This window comes from Pseudoalteromonas sp. H103 (assembly GCF_001469205.1).
GTDB lineage: Bacteria > Pseudomonadota > Gammaproteobacteria > Enterobacterales > Alteromonadaceae > Pseudoalteromonas > Pseudoalteromonas carrageenovora.
This window is the reverse complement of record NZ_LOFG01000012.1, coordinates 408,716-425,142: the sequence shown is the minus strand read 5'-3', so window position 1 is coordinate 425,142 and position 16,427 is coordinate 408,716. Positions and strand designations below refer to the sequence as shown.

Annotated in this window: 15 protein-coding genes, 1 tRNA gene and 2 pseudogenes; 10 read left to right on the top strand and 8 right to left on the bottom strand. The window is 39.5% G+C overall.

From position 1 onward, the window contains the following. The first annotated feature begins 5 nt into the window (after nt 1-5). The 5 genes from ATS74_RS09210 (at nt 6) to ATS74_RS09190 (ending at nt 2,846) form a co-directional block, all read left to right on the top strand. Nucleotides 6-632, top strand: coding sequence for an SPOR domain-containing protein (locus ATS74_RS09210; protein WP_058548600.1), 627 nt, complete (start codon nt 6-8; stop codon nt 630-632). 56 nt (nt 633-688) lie between these two features. Further along, nucleotides 689-1,282 (top strand): FlgO family outer membrane protein, encoded by a 594-nt coding sequence (locus tag ATS74_RS09205; RefSeq protein WP_058548599.1) that lies wholly within the window; start codon nt 689-691, stop codon nt 1,280-1,282. Between the two features lie 13 nt (nt 1,283-1,295). Then, nucleotides 1,296-1,988, top strand: coding sequence for a FlgO family outer membrane protein (locus tag ATS74_RS09200; protein ID WP_058548598.1), 693 nt, complete (start codon nt 1,296-1,298; stop codon nt 1,986-1,988). Between the two features lie 7 nt (nt 1,989-1,995). Next, nucleotides 1,996-2,664, top strand: coding sequence for a FlgO family outer membrane protein (locus ATS74_RS09195; RefSeq protein WP_058548597.1), 669 nt, complete (start codon nt 1,996-1,998; stop codon nt 2,662-2,664). Between the two features lie 107 nt (nt 2,665-2,771). Continuing rightward, nucleotides 2,772-2,846: transfer RNA gene (locus ATS74_RS09190), tRNA-Arg, on the top strand. A 176-nt stretch (nt 2,847-3,022) separates the two neighbouring features. Here ATS74_RS09190 and ATS74_RS09185 read toward each other — a convergent pair. After that, nucleotides 3,023-3,238: a hypothetical protein gene (locus ATS74_RS09185; protein ID WP_058548596.1), complete on the bottom strand. Its 216-nt coding sequence runs from the start codon at nt 3,236-3,238 to the stop codon at nt 3,023-3,025. A gap of 27 nt (nt 3,239-3,265) precedes the next feature. Continuing rightward, nucleotides 3,266-3,538, bottom strand: a pseudogene (locus ATS74_RS19870) (Imm44 family immunity protein); the annotation flags it as partial. A gap of 939 nt (nt 3,539-4,477) precedes the next feature. Here ATS74_RS19870 and ltrA point away from each other — a divergent pair. Continuing rightward, nucleotides 4,478-5,674 (top strand): annotated as a pseudogene (gene ltrA / locus ATS74_RS09180) (group II intron reverse transcriptase/maturase); the annotation flags it as partial. Between the two features lie 68 nt (nt 5,675-5,742). Here the strand turns inward: ltrA and ATS74_RS09175 are convergent. The 4 genes from ATS74_RS09175 to ATS74_RS09160 form a co-directional block, all read right to left on the bottom strand. Further along, the gene (locus tag ATS74_RS09175; RefSeq protein WP_058548595.1) at nt 5,743-6,501 is read right to left on the bottom strand and encodes a hypothetical protein; all 759 of its coding nucleotides are present in this window, start codon (nt 6,499-6,501) and stop codon (nt 5,743-5,745) included. Nucleotides 6,502-6,864: 363 nt separating this feature from the next. After that, a complete protein-coding gene (locus tag ATS74_RS09170; protein WP_058548736.1) occupies nt 6,865-7,797 on the bottom strand; it encodes a hypothetical protein in 933 nt (310 codons plus the stop codon). A 153-nt stretch (nt 7,798-7,950) separates the two neighbouring features. Continuing rightward, the gene (locus ATS74_RS09165) at nt 7,951-9,399 is read right to left on the bottom strand and encodes a dihydrolipoyl dehydrogenase (protein ID WP_058548594.1); all 1,449 of its coding nucleotides are present in this window, start codon (nt 9,397-9,399) and stop codon (nt 7,951-7,953) included. 86 nt (nt 9,400-9,485) lie between these two features. Then, nucleotides 9,486-10,214 (bottom strand): glutathione peroxidase, encoded by a 729-nt coding sequence (locus ATS74_RS09160; protein ID WP_058548593.1) that lies wholly within the window; start codon nt 10,212-10,214, stop codon nt 9,486-9,488. A gap of 109 nt (nt 10,215-10,323) precedes the next feature. On the opposite strand from ATS74_RS09160, the gene ATS74_RS09155 reads away from it, so the two are divergent. Beyond that, the gene (locus ATS74_RS09155; protein ID WP_058548592.1) at nt 10,324-11,226 is read left to right on the top strand and encodes a LysR substrate-binding domain-containing protein; all 903 of its coding nucleotides are present in this window, start codon (nt 10,324-10,326) and stop codon (nt 11,224-11,226) included. Between the two features lie 5 nt (nt 11,227-11,231). Here the strand turns inward: ATS74_RS09155 and ATS74_RS09150 are convergent, their stop codons facing one another. Continuing rightward, on the bottom strand, nt 11,232-12,425 hold the full coding sequence (locus ATS74_RS09150) for a flagellar assembly protein FlgT (RefSeq protein WP_058548591.1): 1,194 nt from the start codon (nt 12,423-12,425) through the stop codon (nt 11,232-11,234). Nucleotides 12,426-12,566: 141 nt separating this feature from the next. Here ATS74_RS09150 and ATS74_RS09145 point away from each other — a divergent pair, with 141 nt between their 5' ends. The 3 genes from ATS74_RS09145 to ATS74_RS09135 all read left to right on the top strand — a co-directional run bounded on the left by ATS74_RS09145 (nt 12,567) and on the right by ATS74_RS09135 (nt 15,829). Beyond that, nucleotides 12,567-13,025: an LPP20 family lipoprotein gene (locus ATS74_RS09145; protein ID WP_058548590.1), complete on the top strand. Its 459-nt coding sequence runs from the start codon at nt 12,567-12,569 to the stop codon at nt 13,023-13,025. A gap of 135 nt (nt 13,026-13,160) precedes the next feature. Continuing rightward, nucleotides 13,161-13,868, top strand: a complete 708-nt coding sequence (locus ATS74_RS09140; RefSeq protein ID WP_082660573.1) for a transglutaminase-like cysteine peptidase — start codon at nt 13,161-13,163, stop codon at nt 13,866-13,868. Next, nucleotides 13,868-15,829, top strand: a complete 1,962-nt coding sequence (locus ATS74_RS09135; RefSeq protein WP_058548589.1) for a bifunctional diguanylate cyclase/phosphodiesterase — start codon at nt 13,868-13,870, stop codon at nt 15,827-15,829. The genes ATS74_RS09140 and ATS74_RS09135 overlap by 1 nt, the downstream gene beginning before the upstream one ends. 3 nt (nt 15,830-15,832) lie before the next feature. On the opposite strand, the gene ATS74_RS09130 is transcribed toward ATS74_RS09135, so the two are convergent. Further along, on the bottom strand, nt 15,833-16,420 hold the full coding sequence (locus ATS74_RS09130) for a response regulator transcription factor (protein WP_058548588.1): 588 nt from the start codon (nt 16,418-16,420) through the stop codon (nt 15,833-15,835). Nucleotides 16,421-16,427: the final 7 nt, after the last annotated feature.

Below are 16,427 nucleotides of genomic sequence, written 5' to 3'. Positions count from 1 at the left end.
TTAGGATGAAAAGGGCTAAAGTTATTTGTTTAATTAGTGCGGTATTATTAAGTTATGGCTGTGCTAGCAATAAGGTAATTGATGAGAATGAAAATACTAAAAATGAAAAAAGTTATATAAAAATAACGGCACAAGAACTTGATGAGCTAAAAAAGAGCTCTGAACAATGGCAAAATATGAAGCCCGAACTATCTCGTTTACTGCTTATTGAAGAAGACCTAAGCTTATTAATATCGCAATTAAATACTATTGCAAAGGTAAAGGAAGAAAATACCTCAGCATTAAAGCAAGAAAAAAAAGTGGTGGATAAAGAGCCTAAAACTAACAGATTTAACTCTAACGATAATAACAAAAGTGCTCCAAAGTTTGCTTTACAAGTGCTATCAATTACTCACAAAGAGCAATTAGCTTCTGCGTTTAAGCAGTTACAAAAAAAGATCCCCGCACTATTTGAATCTAATTACGTTATAAATGTTGAAACAATTAATGTTAAAGGCGTAATGTATAATCGTTTAAAGCTAGGTGCGTATATAAGTAAAGAAAACGCGACAGCTGATTGTCAAAAACTAAAGAGCCAAAGTGTAAATTGTATAGTTAGTCATTATGTTGAACAGCCCTTCATATTAGATTAAATAAGTAGGCATAATAATTGCTTTATCCTCATTATGTTTTAAAGAGGACGGCAACTATGCGCCTTTTACTGCCTTTAGTATTGTTAAATTTAACAGCTTGTAACTTGGTTCCGCCTGAGGAGCCGAGCATACCGACTGACGCCCCTAAAGCGGCAATGGCACCTTATACTGTTAACGAGTACATGGTTAATTTAACCTCACAACTTAACCAAGTAAATGGTGCTTTAAATGCCAATGCGCGCATTGGTGTAAGCAGCTTTTATTACGCAGATGCATTAGATACAAAGCTAGTAACAGGGCAAGCATCGGGCTTGAGCTTGCAAATTCAAGAAAGCTTATTAACTCAGTTTACCCAGCTTGGCTATCATACGGTTGAGTACCGCCTCGGAAACAATCTAACTTTAGCGCAAAATGCAGACAGCATTTTAAGCCGCGACTTAAGTAAATTACGTAATCGCCAAAATATTGACTTAGTGATCACCGGCACAGTGACTCGTCAGCAGCATGCCTATATAGTTAATGCTCGGCTCGTTAATATTGAAAACAAGCAAGTTTTGTCGGCGGGCAGTACAGAGATCCCTATAAATGTAATGTGGGGAAATGAAAAAATTCAGCAGCGTGACGGGTCTTTGTACCGCAGCGAATATTAATCAGGAGCACACCATGAGAAACCTATTAATTACCCTATGTTTGCCATTAGGCTTTGGCTGTTCACAAATGTTAGATTCGCTAAGCCCAGAGGCAAAGCCAGTAGAGCAAGATAATTCAGCTCAGTTGGTATCTGACCAACGTACGGTAAAAGCACCTGAGACTAATACAGCGCTATTTCAATCTAACTTGAACCAGCAAAGTAATTACACTAAAAGCGCGCCTGCAAAGCGAAAAAATATAAATCATTATGTGCGCGGCATAATGCAAGACATGGTGGAAAACTTGCAATATGTGAACGATAAAACACCACTAGCTGTATCTAGTTTTGTATTTTTAGATGATGACTATAGTGATGGTAGCTTACTAGGCAACCAAATAGCCGAAAGCTTTATGCATGAACTACATAGTTTTGGTGTGCCGGTTATCGATTTTAAAACAACCGATTACATGCGTGTAACGCCCGATGGTGACTTTGTATTTAGCCGTGATTACTTGGAGCTAAACCAAGATCAAAACTTTAATTATGTGTTAGCAGGAACGTTAGTAAGCCATCAAGGTGGCGTATTAGTAAATGCGCGTGTAGTGGGTATACAAAGCAAGGCAGTGGTAGGTACTGCGCAAGGGTTTATCCCTCAATCAGTTGTTGATGCACTTAACAGTAGCTATCGCACTGATGGAATAATGCTTAAACAAGCTAGTAAGTGAGGCCAAAATGCATTTTAAATATTTAAATAGCGCAATAGGCTTAGCCATACTTTTAACCTTAGCAGGTTGCTCAATTATTCAAAATAACGAATCAGTAGAGGTTGTTACGCCGGTTGATAATACCCCAAATTACGATTTGACCAGCATGCTACAGTCAGTTCAAGCCGAGCAAAATTCAGAGCCTCAAGATAGCAGTGCGTTTGTGCCTCTTAAGCATCATAAAACGCTTGTTAATTACGTTGAACAAATGGCGCTTGATTTAGTCGACACGCTTGAGTCTGAAGCACAAGATAACAACAGCATTAATATAGCGGTAACAACCATTGTAGATTTAGACGCATCGCTCAATAAAAGTAATCAATTAGGGAATCAAATAGCTGAGAGCTTTATTCATCAGCTGCAAAAATTTGGTTACGGTGTTGTTGACTTCAAAGCTATGAATTCTATTGATGTATCAAACCGAGGTGACTTTGTATTATCTCGTGATATAGAAAAATTGAGTGAAAGCAGCATGGCCAACTACGTATTAGCAGGCACTTTAATTTATCGTCCAAATGGCGTAGCAGTAAATACTCGCGTTATAAACGTGCACAGTAAGCATGTGGTTGCCACTAGCAGAAAACTCATCCCGCTTTATGTACTAAACAAAGAAGATATATATTTATCAAGCAATTAAGTTAATTTTAGCTTGATATGAAAAACAAGATGCCGTTATAATTTTGTAAGCTGTAAGCTGTAAGCTGTAAGCTGTAAGCTGTAAGCTGTAAGCTGTAAGCTCGATGTGGCCTCTTAGTTAAATGGATATAACGGCCCCCTCCTAAGGGGCAGTTGTAGGTTCGATTCCTGCAGGGGCTACCAACCAAAAAACTAATGCAATATTAGTAACTCTTTTGTGCCCGCGTAGGTCGGATAAGCGAAGCGCCATCAGGCACAGTAAAATACCTTACCCAATTATTATCAATATTTTATGTGGTCGAGTGGCTGGAGAGTGCCATAAGCGGACTCACGTAACCTTAGACTCTTGTTATATGCAATTACATAAGTACTTCAATTAGCTCATAAGATTGAAGAATAAACATTAATATTCCGCATATCAACAGAATTGAGCCTCGCTTTTGCAGTACCTCTTTCGGTACAGCAATAGTACCATTTAGAGTGTTTTTAAGCTTACGACCTTGGATAATAAAACCAATTGATACAATTAGAGTTATAATATTTATAGTTAAGCTTGCAGCTTGCTCCGGTTCCATTAATTTCTCCTTGCATATAACGCCTCATTATATCGCTTTTACCGCTTTACTAAACTCATCTAAATCTGCTTTAAGATCTTGAATCGGTATTTTTTCACCGAGAATATCAACAGCACGTAGCAACATAATTAAAATCAGGTTCTGACACTCTCCATGGTTTGCCTGATTAAATCGCTCAAAATCGATGATTAAACGAAAATCCATATCTCTTTTTTTAGCTGAGTAGTTATGGATTTCACAAAATTCTGAGTCATCTCGGATTATCGCAATACAATCTAATGAATCTAATTCGATATCATACTGCTTCTCACTTAAATATTACGTCAATTGGCGTTCGACTTCTATGCGAGCTAAACGAAACTTATCAGAAATTACAGACTCAATTTCACCACCAATCCAAACTTCCATATTTCACCAAACTTTGATTAAGCAATATAACTTTTAAATAAGGGGCGCAGGCATGTGGGGCATAATGGCGAAGCCGCCCCGCGTGTATGCGTCCCAGCGAACGAAGTGAGTGACTTAATTTTTTTGTGTACGCCCGACATGGGCATTGACTTATGAGGTGAAAGTCCTCTGTAGGAAGATCACCGTTTAAATAACACACTGTTATTAAACGATAACTACTAGCGAATGGCAAGGGCTAAATCGCGAGAGATAGTCTGGAGGAAGCCCCTAGCAAATCTGCGAGCTGATGAACAAAAAAATCATATGAGGCGTAGGCTGGAGACGAGCTAGCACAAGATAGCGAAGTCATGTGATCTAACGGCCACCGTAAATGATGCAGTTGTGCAGAGAAAGTCGATGCTCCTTATCCGGGGAGATCTGATAAACACGCATCCGCGCTAACGCTTGTAGCGTTACCAGTTAGGGACTGGTTGTTCAACCCTTGGCGCTTTGGTTACTGCGACCTATAGCGAGCGAAATAGCAGTAAACAAGCGTTAGTTTAGACGCGCTTTATCGAGTAATCGCTAGAGTGATTTATCAGAAGTCAGCAGACGGCATAGTAGCCAAACGCCCATCGTAATGGAGGGGACACGGTGAAGGCCTGAACATCTTAACCAGAGGAGATACTACAATTGAACTTGAATTCACATAGATCACCGTGTTGTGATAGTGATGAACAGCGTTCTGCTGTGAATAATACCTCGAATGAATATAACCAAACAGATCGTGGCCTGATGGCAAGGGTACTAAGCAACCACAATATTGGTGCAGCATGACAACATGTTAAACGCAATAAAGGGGCTGCGGGTATTGATAATATGAGTATTGAAGAATTTAATCACTTCGCTAAGTTACATTGGCTGGGTATTAAACAACAATTACTTAGCGGCACTTATCAACCCTTGCCAGTCAAACGCGTGATGATACCCAAACCCGATGGCGGTGAGCGAATGCTTGGGATCCCTTCTGTTATCGACAGAGTGATCCAACAAGCTATTGCTCAAGTGATTAGCCCTCACTTTGAGCCTCTATTTTCACCACATAGTTATGGTTATCGCCCTCATAAAAGAGCCAGTCAAGCAGTGAGCCATGCTCAATCTTGTGTTAAACAAGGTTATAAAACAGCGGTTGATATCGACTTGTCTAAGTTCTTTGATGAAGTAAACCATGACATGCTGATGCATCGTGTTGCTCGTAAAATCAAAGACAAAGCACTCATGCGCCTACTCGGTAAATACCTCCGAGCAGGGGTAGCAGAACGCGAAACAGGTCTGTGGTTTGAGTCAACCAAAGGAGTCCCTCAAGGTAGGCCATTATCCCCTTTGCTTTCCAACATTTTACTCGATGAATTAGATAAGAAGCTAACCTACAAACACCTTAAGTTTGCACGTTATGCTGATGACATAATCATTTTAGTAAAAACGAAAAGTGAAGGGCTCATAATCCAACGGGACATTACTGCGTTTATCACTAACCGATTAAAACTCAAAGTGAATGAATCGAAAAGTCGAGTCGGTCCCGTATCAGGCTCGAAATTTCTCGGGTTTACATTCCGTTATGCTCAAGTGCAGATCCACGAACAGGCGCTAAAGAAATTTAAAGCAAATGTAAGAGAGCTCACTAACCGCAACTGGGGGATCTCAATGACCCTACAAATTCATAAACTCACGCAGTATTTACGCGGCTGGGGACACTACTACCTGATAGCCAACGCTTATCAGCTAACGGTGGATTTAGATCATTGGATCCGCCGTAGGATAAGAATGTGCTACTGGCGGCAATGGCGTAAACCTCGCACCAAAGTACGCAGTTTAATGAAATTGGGTGTTAGCGAACGACTCGCCATAGCCTGTGGTATCACCAGTACAGGCCCTTGTAGAAGCTCAAAAACAAAAGGAATTAACATTGCGCTAGGTAATGATTACTTAGCGTCACAAGGTTTAGTGTCATTGAGAGATATTTGGAGCAATATTCATTACGGGAGATGAACCGCCCATTGCGGACCCGCATGATGGGTGGTGTGGGGGCTGGAGGTTAGAGACCTCCGGCTACCCGATTAGGTAACCGGCAACTCCGAGGTATCAATTGAAAATATACGTTTCCCAACTCTATTTGTAATTGTGAAAATTGAGTCACTCCATGCTCCGTGGAAAAGAATAAACCAAGCAGAGTCTCTGAATTGGTTCGAAAATAATTGCTTTGTGTATAAAACATTACCACTCTTGTCAATCAATGCAAAGTTGATGTCTATCCCGCCAATTTTATAAGAAAGGGTCGTAGTAGCTCTAATATTCCTAGACTTATTCCACTTGTTGGTTTTTTTATGTATTCGCTCCAACTGGAAATCACAACCTAAGACCTTTTCAGCAATTAAGTCAATGGTGTTTAATATCTCAAAAGGTACGTTGAGCTTATTTCCAATAATTTGCAGAGAATCAGTTAGATAATACAGAGACTTAACACACTTATTATGGTCTGAGAGCTCGCAAAAATCATCGAATCTAAAGTCATCTCTTTTATAAGCAGCTATTCCACCAGATCGTGGAGGAATGTAATCCTCACCTGAATATTTTCCCAGATATACATTCAGCTTTGCCAACCCTGCAAAATCAAACTTATCTGGCAGATATATACAAAAAATATCTTCAACTAAGTTCCAATAGTTCATCAAGTACTTATTTTGTTCAAGCTTCTCGTTACTCGATTTGCCACCATTAACTAATTGGACATCGCGAAGTATCATGAGGTTACCTAACAATTTAATTGTGCGCTCATCGCGCATATTTCTGCCGACGCCACGCTCATTTTTCTGCATTATATAGTTTTAACAAATAACCTAAGGTATTACTATCAATAAGTTTTCTAGAGTTTTTAGATAAAGTTAAATTAACCAATATACGCTCAGCGCTCATTTTCATGAATATATGCGCAAAGAGCAGCCTTACCAATCAATTCACGACGATATTTGGCCAAACTCAATGACCGGTTATCGCTGTGAGTTCAACTCACAGCTCAAAGCCGCCTTTAAAAAACCAAAGATGCCAATAACTACTGAGTTGAAGTATTAGTAAAACAGTAATTTTTATAACTACGCATAAAAAAGCGAGTAAATATAAATCTACTCGCTTTAAAATTTCGACAGCTGACAGCTGACAGCTTACAGCTGACAGCTTACAGCTCAACCATCACTCGTAATCGTATCAATCAATTCACCAAGCACCGTTTCAGATTTACTGGTTTCTACTTGACAAGTACCTGCATTTAAATGGCCGCCACCGCCATATTTAAGGCACAGTTCGCCAACGTTGGTGTTTGAGCTGCGGTTGGTGATTGATTTACCAATGGCAAACACTACGTTTTGTTTTTTAAGGCCCCACATTTTGTGTATTGATATATTGCAGTCGGGGTACATGGCGTAAATTACAAAGCGGTTGGTGGCGTAAATGGTTTCTTCTTGTGTTAAATCCAGTACCACTAGGTTTTTATGTACCGTTGCACACTGTGTTATTTGTGCTTTTGCTTTTTCGTTATGCTCGTTATAAAGCGCAACACGTTCGGCTACGTCTTCCATTTTTAAAATGTCTTCGATGCTTTGATCTTTACAGGCATCAATGAGCTTCATCATTAATTGGTAATTTGAAATTTTAAATTCGCGGAAGCGGCCAAGGCCTGTGCGTGCATCCATTATAAAGTTCATTAATACCCAATCGGTTGGGTTGAGTATTTCGTCTTTTGAAAACTGTGCGGCATCGCCTTTATCTACTGCGTCCATCATATCAATGCTGATGTTTGGAAACTTTTCAGCGCCGCCGTAATAATCGTAAACAACGCGCGCAGCAGAGGGGGCTTCTGGATCAATTACATGGTTTTTTATGTCGCTTGCGTTACGTACGGTTTCGCTTAAGTGGTGGTCAAATGCAATATGGCAACCTGCAACGTAGGGGAGGTTAGTGGTGATGTCGTTTGCTGTTATGTCTATTTTTCCATCTTGCATATCTTTTGGGTGTACAAATAAGATGTCGTCAATTAGGTCTAAGTCTTTTAACAGTACGGCGCACACTAAGCCGTCAAAATCGCTGCGGGTGACTAGTCTAAATTTATTATTGGGCATGGCTGTTCCATCTTTTTTAATTGAGTAATCAATTGAGTGTAACAGCAAATATATTTTTTGAGAGATTAGCGTTAAAAAAACACATAAAAAAGCCAAAACAGATGTTTTGGCTTTTTGTTAGCAAGTATGTATTTGTTTTTTACTATATAAACGTTAAGCGCCTGGGCCACATTCCATACAGCTATTAATAATATCTGGGCCAAATTTTAGTTTGGCGTTTAAATCACGCAGTGCGGTACGTAAGCCTTCTTCTATTACTGGGTGGTAAAATGGCATATCTAGCATTTCTGGTACGGTCATTTTATTTTGCACAGCCCATGCCAGTAAGTGGGCTATGTGCTCGGCTTGTGGGCCAATAAATTCTGCACCTAAAAATAAGCCTGTGCCTTGCTCTGCATAAACGCGCATGTGGCCTTTATTTTTTAGCATAACTCTGCTGCGGCCTTGGTTTTCAAAGCTTACTTCGCCTACTTCAAAACAACCACATTCACCTAGTCGTTCTGTAATTTGCTTATAGCTTTCGCCAACCATTGCTATTTGTGGGTCGCTAAATACAGCAGCAATTTTAGCTCTACGAAGCCCGATACGTATATCTGGGAAACGTCCTGCATTTTGACCAGCGATAGCGCCTTGGTCCGATGCTTCATGTAGCAATGGGATCATGTTGCTGGCATCGCCCGCTATAAATATATTTGACTCTCCACATTGCATGGTATGTGGGTCGGCGTGCGGCACACCGCGATCATCAAGTTCTATGCCTGTGTTCTCTAGGCCTAATTTATCTACATTGGGTACTCGGCCTGTGGCTGCAAGTACGTAGTCAAATTGTTCTGTATGCTTAGCACCTTGTTTGTCGGTGTAAGTTAGTTGGGCTTTATCACCCACTTGCATCATGTCAGATACGTTCGAGTCGGTATCTACAAAAAATTCTTCTGCAAAAACAGTGTTTGCGTAGTCTCTTACTACTGGATCTGTAAGTGGGCCAATTGCGCCACCTACACCAAATAGTTTTACGTTTACGCCTAGTCGGCTAAGTGCTTGGCCAATTTCAAGACCTATAACGCCTGGGCCAAATACCGCGACTGATTCTGGTAGGTCGTCCCAATCAAATACATCATCGTTAATAATTAGCTTGTCGCCAAAGTTATTAAATACGCCAGGGTATGAAGGGCGAGAGCCTGTGGCAATTACAAAGCGTTTAGCGGTTATAATTGTATCGTCATTTATTTGTACACGGTTGGCATCTAAAAATTTAGCGTAACCACGAATTTTATCACCATCTGGTAGTTCATCAACGGCTTCTACTACAAATCCTGCAAAGCGATCTCGTTCACTTTTAACACGTGCCATTACTGCTTTGCCATCAATTTCTGGCTTTGAGCTGTGTACACCAAATGCAGGTGCCATTTCAATTGAGTGAGCGGCTTCGGCTGCGGCAATTAATAATTTGCTTGGCATACAACCAACACGTGCGCATGTTGTGCCGTATGGGCCTGATTCAATCATTAATACGTTTTGTGTGAACTGTTTAGCGTTACGGTATGCACTTAAACCTGCAGTGCCAGCACCTATAACAACAACATCGGTTTGCAATTCTTTCATAGCGTTTTTCCTCTAATAAATAGGGGCATGTATGCCCCTATTTTTACCTATTTACATTAGGTTTTTTTATTTACTTATTATATTAATTAAGCAAAGTAATTTTCTAAATCGTCTGAACCGCCAATGTGTTTACCACCAATAAATATTTGTGGAACAGTGTCACGGCCAGTGATTGCTTTAAGGCTTGTTAATGTTGCGCCTGCACCCATAACAACTTCTTCATATGCATAGCCTTTTTCAGTAAGAAGATCTTTTGCCTTTTTACAGAAAGGGCAACCAGGTTTAGCAAATACAGTTACTGGCTCTGGCTTAATTTGTTTTGGGTTGATGTAGTCAAGCATTGTGTCTGCATCAGATACTTCAAACGGGTCACCTGGTAAATCTGGTTCGATGAACATTTTGTCAATTACGCCATCTTTAACCAGCATAGAGTATCTCCAGCTGCGCTTACCAAAACCTAAGTCGTTCTTGTCTACTAACATGCCCATGCCGTCAGTAAATTCGCCGTTGCCATCTGGTAATAATGTAATGTTTTGCGCTTCTTGGTGCTCAGCCCATGCGTTCATTACAAAGGTATCGTTAACTGATAAACATACAATTTCGTCAACGCCGTTTTTCTTAAATACGCCAGCTAGCTCGTTGTAACGTGGTAAATGCGTTGATGAACATGTTGGGGTAAATGCACCTGGTAATGAAAATACAGCAACGGTTTTACCTTTAAAAATTTCATCTGTTGTTACTGATTTCCATTCGTCGTTTTGACGAGTTGCAAATGTAACGTTTGGGATTGTTTGACCTTCAATATTCTTTAACATAGTTTGTTCCTCTTGATTTGTTGGAGCCATTATGGCGAATAAATAAATATAGTTCCAATCGTTTGTTTGTATTAAACTAATAGGTATAACCTATCATGCTGTGATGAATATGAACTTAAAAGATTTCGAATACGTTAAAGCAATAGCGCACTATAAGCATTTTCGCAAAGCTGCTGATGCTTGCTTTGTTAGCCAGCCTACATTGAGTGGACAAGTTAAAAAACTTGAGCAAGAGCTTGGTGTTGTGTTGTTCGATCGCTCTACTAAGCAAATAACGTTAACATCTCAAGGTGAACGTTTATTGACACAAATAGAGATTATTTTAGAGCAAACACAAATCTTAAAAGAGCTTGCAGCGACCTCAAATGAGCCTCTACAGGGTAAAATTACTATCGGGATCATTCCGACCATTGCGCCGTATTTACTACCAGCTTTACTTACTTCAATGAAAGAAGCCTTTAAAGACAGTCAATTTGCGTTTACTGAAATGCAAACGGCAACAATTTTAGATGCGCTTGATAACGGTGAACTCGATTTTGCGATATTAGCCGACGTACCTGAACTTAAAAATTATCATACGATTAATTTGTATAAAGAAGATTTTTTAGTCGCTGTTTCTCACGATAACGCGTTATCTAAACATAAAAAAGTGGCCATAAGCGATTTACAAAATTACAGCCTATTAATGTTAAGTGATGGTCATTGCTTCAAAGATCAAGCCCAAAAGTTTTGTTTTTCGGCTGGGGTTGATGTCTCAAAGCAGTATCAGGGCAATAGCCTTGAAACGTTATTGGCGCTGGTGGCTATGGATGATGGTATAACATTTGTACCTAAACTTGCATGTACACAGCGCATAGGTATTGAATATTTGCCTATATTTCCTAATCAGCAACGCAATGTAGTGTTTGCATGTAGAAAGCATTACCCGCACTTGTCGGGTGTTGAGCAATTAGGTGAGTGGTTAACTAAGCACCCAAATTTAAAAGCTAAATTGAGTGAAAAGCTTAATTAAGCTATTTAAAGATCTTGGCTGATTATTTCTACCACATCATTAATTTGCACACCTGGTAACGGCTTGTCGTCGATGCTAATTGCAATTGCGCTTTGCTGATAAACTTGCTCTACACGAATGGTGTTAAGTGTTGTAATAGTGTGGGGCATGGTATTACCTTGGGCATCGGTTAAGTAGTTATGATGTGCAATGCTTAGCATCTGGCCTTTTTTAAGCCCGTGCGCTTTACCTAGGTTAATCACTATTTTGCTATTTTCCATGTGCATTATTTTACCTTGAGTTGGCAAACACGCCATAGCTGCTTGAATATCGTAACTTACCGACTGATTTAGTTCGGTTATGCCTTGCCCGTAAGGTGATTGCCAAAACCTATCAGAGTTCACGTCAATAATTGTCGTTTTTTCAAATGGCCAAATTGCTTTAGTGTGATAGCTATTTTGCCAAAGTTGTTCGTATGTTGTGCCATCAAATAATACAAACTCAATGTTGTAACCTCGTTGATAAGCTTCATCTTGCCAAAATGCGTAATCGTTATTTAGTTTATCACTGGTTGATAAATCCGTTATTTGGCTAAGCAATACATATTGAGCGTTACTTCGTGATGCTATTTCTTCTAGTTGCGCATTTGAGTAGTCGTGCTGCTGCGAAAAATATTTATCTACACTAATCGCGTTATTATAATAAGCGATAGGAATAGCACTCATTTTTGATTTTTGCAGTGCGGTAAATATATTTTTGCTAATTGCTTTATTTACGTCAAATATTTGACCCATCATGGCATGCTCGCGATGCACAAGGCGGCTTTGAGTGACCGCTATAAATTTATTAAAGCTATTTTGTGGACATTGCTGTGCTTGAGCAAAAATATCTAAACGTAGGGTAATTGCAAATTTACTGCTGTGGCGGTCTTCGCTTACTAGCTCTATTTTTTGAATTTCTCCATGGCTGCTAATTTTGAGCTGATCTTGCATTAAAACGCCATCTACCAAGGTTTGCACAGAGCTTACACGTGCTCCTGAGAATACAAGAGCTTGAGTTATGGCATCTTTAATAGCCGCTGATTTAGCCGCTGCTACATCGCCATTTTGAATTTGTGCATGGCCCGTTGATTCATACCACTGCGCTTTAGTAAAAGGGGAGAACGTTAATAATGCCGTTGCACTTAACCCTGCAAATGCCAATGATAAAAACGACTTCATACTCTTACTCCAATTAAACTTTAGCTAGTAAGGTGTTTAGAGCAAGGACTGTACCAATGTTATATCAGCGCATTGTTTAGCTTATAAATGGCATTAAACGTGCATAGATTGCTGTAATTAGTTTTTTGAGGGCGATGTGCTATGCGAGTAATTTCATTATTAATTACACTTGGGTGTTTAAGCTTGAGTGGCTGTAGCAGTATTTTTGATAAACATGTTGAGTACAAATACGTAGAGCCAAATAACTATCCTGTTTTAAAAGCAATAGGCTATGCGCCTATAAGTTTGCAAAGTGGTGCTAATTTATCGCAAAAACAGTTAATGGCAATTAAAGCGTCAAAGCTTGAAGCGTACCGTGAACTTACCGAGCAGGTGTACGGGCAAAAAATTACCGCTGGCACCACGGTGGAAGGCTCAATTGCACAAGATGATTATTTACAAAGCCAAGTGCAAGGTATTATTAAAGGCGCTCAAATAATTAAAACCTACGCTGTAGATGATACCTACATTACAGAGCTTGAGCTTAATATGAAGCGCGTACACGATTTGTACATAGGCGAAGTAAAACCTCGTGAGGTTAAAAAGGTAACTTACTACTAAATTACGACCACTATTAAAAAACTCTTACAAAATATCTCATCCTCTTATATTGAGTGCTATGCTGTTGTTAGGATTAATTTTTAAACAGACTGCGTAGTGCTCAACCGATGTATTTTATTGCTACAAGTAGTATAAATGGCGCTTAAGCCAATTCATATTCGTCCCACGTTATTTACATGGTGCAAAGCCAATTTGCGCTACCTATTGCTGTTTTTTTTACTTTCTAGTGGTGTTTTTGCAAGCCGCCTGAGTATTCAATTTAATACGTTTATTGAGCTTATGGGGCAAAAGTATGGCCCTGCGCGAGTAGCTGTTGCCCGTAGTTGGCAAAGTATGTTGGTACAAACACAAAATAAGCCAGAGCAACAACAAATACTTATAGTAAACGACTTTTTTGCACGTAACTTACGTTATCAAACCGATATATTACTTTGGAAACAAAACGACTATTGGGCCACCCCATTAGAAACATTAGGCCGAGGCTTGGGAGATTGCGAAGACTACGCAATTGCAAAATACATTAGTTTAAGAGCATTAGGTGTGAGCGACGATAAGTTAAGGCTTATTTACGTAAAAGCAAAGCTAGCGGGTTCAAACAAAACTCAAGCACACATGGTGCTTGGTTATTTTGCTACACCTAACGCTCAACCACTTATTTTAGACAGTTTAATTACAAAGGTTTTACCTGCTGCAAAACGTGTAGATTTAAGCCCTGTTTTTAGCTTTAACAGCCAAGGTTTATGGGCTAATAATTCAACCAAAAGTGTCGCTAGCCCAACAGCAAGGCTTTCTCGCTGGCGTAAAATTTTGGAGCAGACAACCAATGAAGGAGTTATGTGGTAATGGCATCATTTTCCTTATCTAACTATTTTAAAAAGCGCAAAATTACGCTTCGACAAGAGCTTTGGATTGCATTGCTAATTGTTATTTTTGTTGGGTTTGTTAGCAGTGTTTTAATTAGCACTAATTCGGCTAAAAGTTACTTTTCTACTCAGTTGTATTTAAAAAATGTAGATAACGCAAGCTCACTTGCGTTAATGATTAGCCAGCTAGACAAAGACCCCGTAGAACTTGAGTTATTGGTATCTGCCACGTTTGATACTGGGCACTACAAACGCATTGAACTTCAAGACCCTAATGGTGAGGTAATAATTAAACGCACTTTTACAGATGAGCTTGAAGCGTCTGCGCCAAACTGGTTTAAAGCAATATATGGGCTAAATGTGCAGCCAGGGGTAGGGCAAGTAAATAATGGATGGCAACAGTTTGGTACGTTATTTATAGAAAGCCATAGTCAGTACGCAGAGCAAGCCCTATGGGAAAGTGCACTTAAGCTGTTTTTTAGCTTTTTAATAGTCGCTTTTTTTGCTTGTATAGTTAGTGCTTACTTTTTAAGTAGAATATTAAAACCATTAGATGATGTGGTTTATCAGGCAAACGCGTTTGGAGAAAAACGCTTTATTAAATCTAAGGTGCCGCGCACATTTGAGTTTGCTCGACTAGTACAGTCAATGAATCAGTTATCAACTCGTTTTAGCCGCATTATTAAAGAAGACAGTAAGCGCTTAGAAGAGCTTAGGTTTAAGTCGCAGCATGACGAATTAACCGGTTTGGCTAATCGTGAATATTTTGGCGCTACGCTTGAGGCGCATTTACAAAAGTCGAAAGATCATGCTCATGGTGCTTTATTTTTATTTAGAATTGTAAACTTAGATCAAATTAGTGAGCAAATTAGCCGGGTCGAAATGGTTAATTTTTTGCGCCGTTTTTCAGATATGCTAATTGGGTTTTTAGAGTTAAACCAAGAGCATTTTTCTGAAAACTACATTGCGCGTATCTCTCATAGTGATTTTACGGTTTTATTTAGTGATATAGATGACATAGAGCAATTAAGTGAAAGAGTTAAGGCTATGCATCAGGCTTTTATTGAAGAATATAAAAGCGTTAAGTTAGCAATTCCTCATAGCTGTACATACATACTAAAAGAGGATTCGAGGTTTGATGTATTAAAGCGTGTTGATGAGTTATTAAAATCGGGCAATACCAAGCAGGTGGCTGTTCGTGCTAAAGAAGTCGACAGTAAACAAAAAAGCGAGTTATTTGATGACGCCACAAGTTGGCAAAGTGCAATAGAGTCTGCTTTAGATAATCAAACTCTCGAAATAAACTCCCTCCCAGTAATGAGCTTTACAGGGCAGTTAATGCAAAATCAGCTAGGGCTAAGCCTAGAGCTTGGTGGGCAACTGTACCGCGCAAGTTATTACTACCAATGGGCTAACCGTTTAAAGCTATTAGCACGCTTAGATTGGGGGTTAATTAAACAGTTAGTTAGTGAATATAATGTTGAGCCGCCAAACGAGCTTATTTCAGTTGAGCTTTCGGCGCAAACTTTATTAGATGATACGGCTCTTGCTTCTATATTAACTTACTTATCGGCATTTCCTGAGTTAGCCTCAAAAATTTGCTTTGATATTCGTGAAAGTATTGCGGTTAGCGAAATCGAAATATTTAAAGACTTTTGTGAGCAAGTTAGGTGTATGGGTGCAAAAGTAGCCTTAAAACGGGTAGGACCTGAGTTTACCAAAATTAAGAAAATTCAAGAGTTTGGCTTAGAAATGATTAAAATTGATAGTGTGTATGGTCACAACATTAGCTACAGCCAAGACAATCAAACCTTTTTACGTGGTGTGTGTACTCTCGCACATTCTATTGGTATTAAGGTGGTGGCTCAGGGAGTTACTAACCAAGATGATTTAGACACCCTTATTAATCTTGGCTTTGATGGAGTTATTAAAGAGTCGTAAAAGTTAATGCCCTTTTACGACTAACATTAATTGAATTCGGTCGCGTACTTTTAGTTTATTGAATATAGAGCTCATATGCTCTTTAATAGTGCGCTCTGTAATGTTTAATGACTCTGCGGCTTGTTTATTGGTGGCGCCTGTAACCACAATATCAACTACCTGGCGCTCTCGTTTGGTGAGCGAGTCAAGGTTGCATGAATGCGTATAGTTAAACTGAGTTTGTGATAAAGCACCAACTAGGTTTGACAGCAATTGACCTGGCAGCCAAATACCTCCTGAGCAGGCTGTTTCTAATACTTGTTCAATAATAACCTTAGCAGCTAAAGCCTCTACATAACCTCTTGCGCCAGCCTCTAGGGCTGCTCTGAGTTCGTTAATTTCAAGCTCGTTGGTCATTACTATAACGAGTAAACGCTGTTGCGAATATTTTTTAACAAGTTCGAGCCAATTAGAGGTGCCAGCTAAAATCCAAATAACATTGGATGCTGTTACTCTGTTAGGTTCTTTTGTGCATATTACACAACCCGGAAACGCTGTGTGCCAGTGTTTCGACTCAAACTCAGGTTGTGTAATAAAAATACTTTGACGCATTATTTCT

Excerpts from the sequence above, each read along its gene's own strand:
- ATS74_RS09210 (WP_058548600.1), top strand. The coding sequence starts at position 6 with ATGAAAAGGGCTAAAGTTATTTGTTTAATTAGTGCGGTATTATTAAGT.
- ATS74_RS09205 (WP_058548599.1), top strand. The coding sequence starts at position 689 with ATGCGCCTTTTACTGCCTTTAGTATTGTTAAATTTAACAGCTTGTAAC.
- ATS74_RS09200 (WP_058548598.1), top strand. The coding sequence starts at position 1,296 with ATGAGAAACCTATTAATTACCCTATGTTTGCCATTAGGCTTTGGCTGT.
- ATS74_RS09195 (WP_058548597.1), top strand. The coding sequence starts at position 1,996 with ATGCATTTTAAATATTTAAATAGCGCAATAGGCTTAGCCATACTTTTA.
- ATS74_RS09185 (WP_058548596.1), bottom strand. The coding sequence starts at position 3,238 with ATGGAACCGGAGCAAGCTGCAAGCTTAACTATAAATATTATAACTCTA.
- ATS74_RS09175 (WP_058548595.1), bottom strand. The coding sequence starts at position 6,501 with ATGCAGAAAAATGAGCGTGGCGTCGGCAGAAATATGCGCGATGAGCGC.
- ATS74_RS09170 (WP_058548736.1), bottom strand. The coding sequence starts at position 7,797 with ATGCCCAATAATAAATTTAGACTAGTCACCCGCAGCGATTTTGACGGC.
- ATS74_RS09165 (WP_058548594.1), bottom strand. The coding sequence starts at position 9,399 with ATGAAAGAATTGCAAACCGATGTTGTTGTTATAGGTGCTGGCACTGCA.
- ATS74_RS09160 (WP_058548593.1), bottom strand. The coding sequence starts at position 10,214 with ATGTTAAAGAATATTGAAGGTCAAACAATCCCAAACGTTACATTTGCA.
- ATS74_RS09155 (WP_058548592.1), top strand. The coding sequence starts at position 10,324 with ATGAACTTAAAAGATTTCGAATACGTTAAAGCAATAGCGCACTATAAG.
- ATS74_RS09150 (WP_058548591.1), bottom strand. The coding sequence starts at position 12,425 with ATGAAGTCGTTTTTATCATTGGCATTTGCAGGGTTAAGTGCAACGGCA.
- ATS74_RS09145 (WP_058548590.1), top strand. The coding sequence starts at position 12,567 with ATGCGAGTAATTTCATTATTAATTACACTTGGGTGTTTAAGCTTGAGT.
- ATS74_RS09140 (WP_082660573.1), top strand. The coding sequence starts at position 13,161 with ATGGCGCTTAAGCCAATTCATATTCGTCCCACGTTATTTACATGGTGC.
- ATS74_RS09135 (WP_058548589.1), top strand. The coding sequence starts at position 13,868 with ATGGCATCATTTTCCTTATCTAACTATTTTAAAAAGCGCAAAATTACG.
- ATS74_RS09130 (WP_058548588.1), bottom strand. The coding sequence starts at position 16,420 with ATGCGTCAAAGTATTTTTATTACACAACCTGAGTTTGAGTCGAAACAC.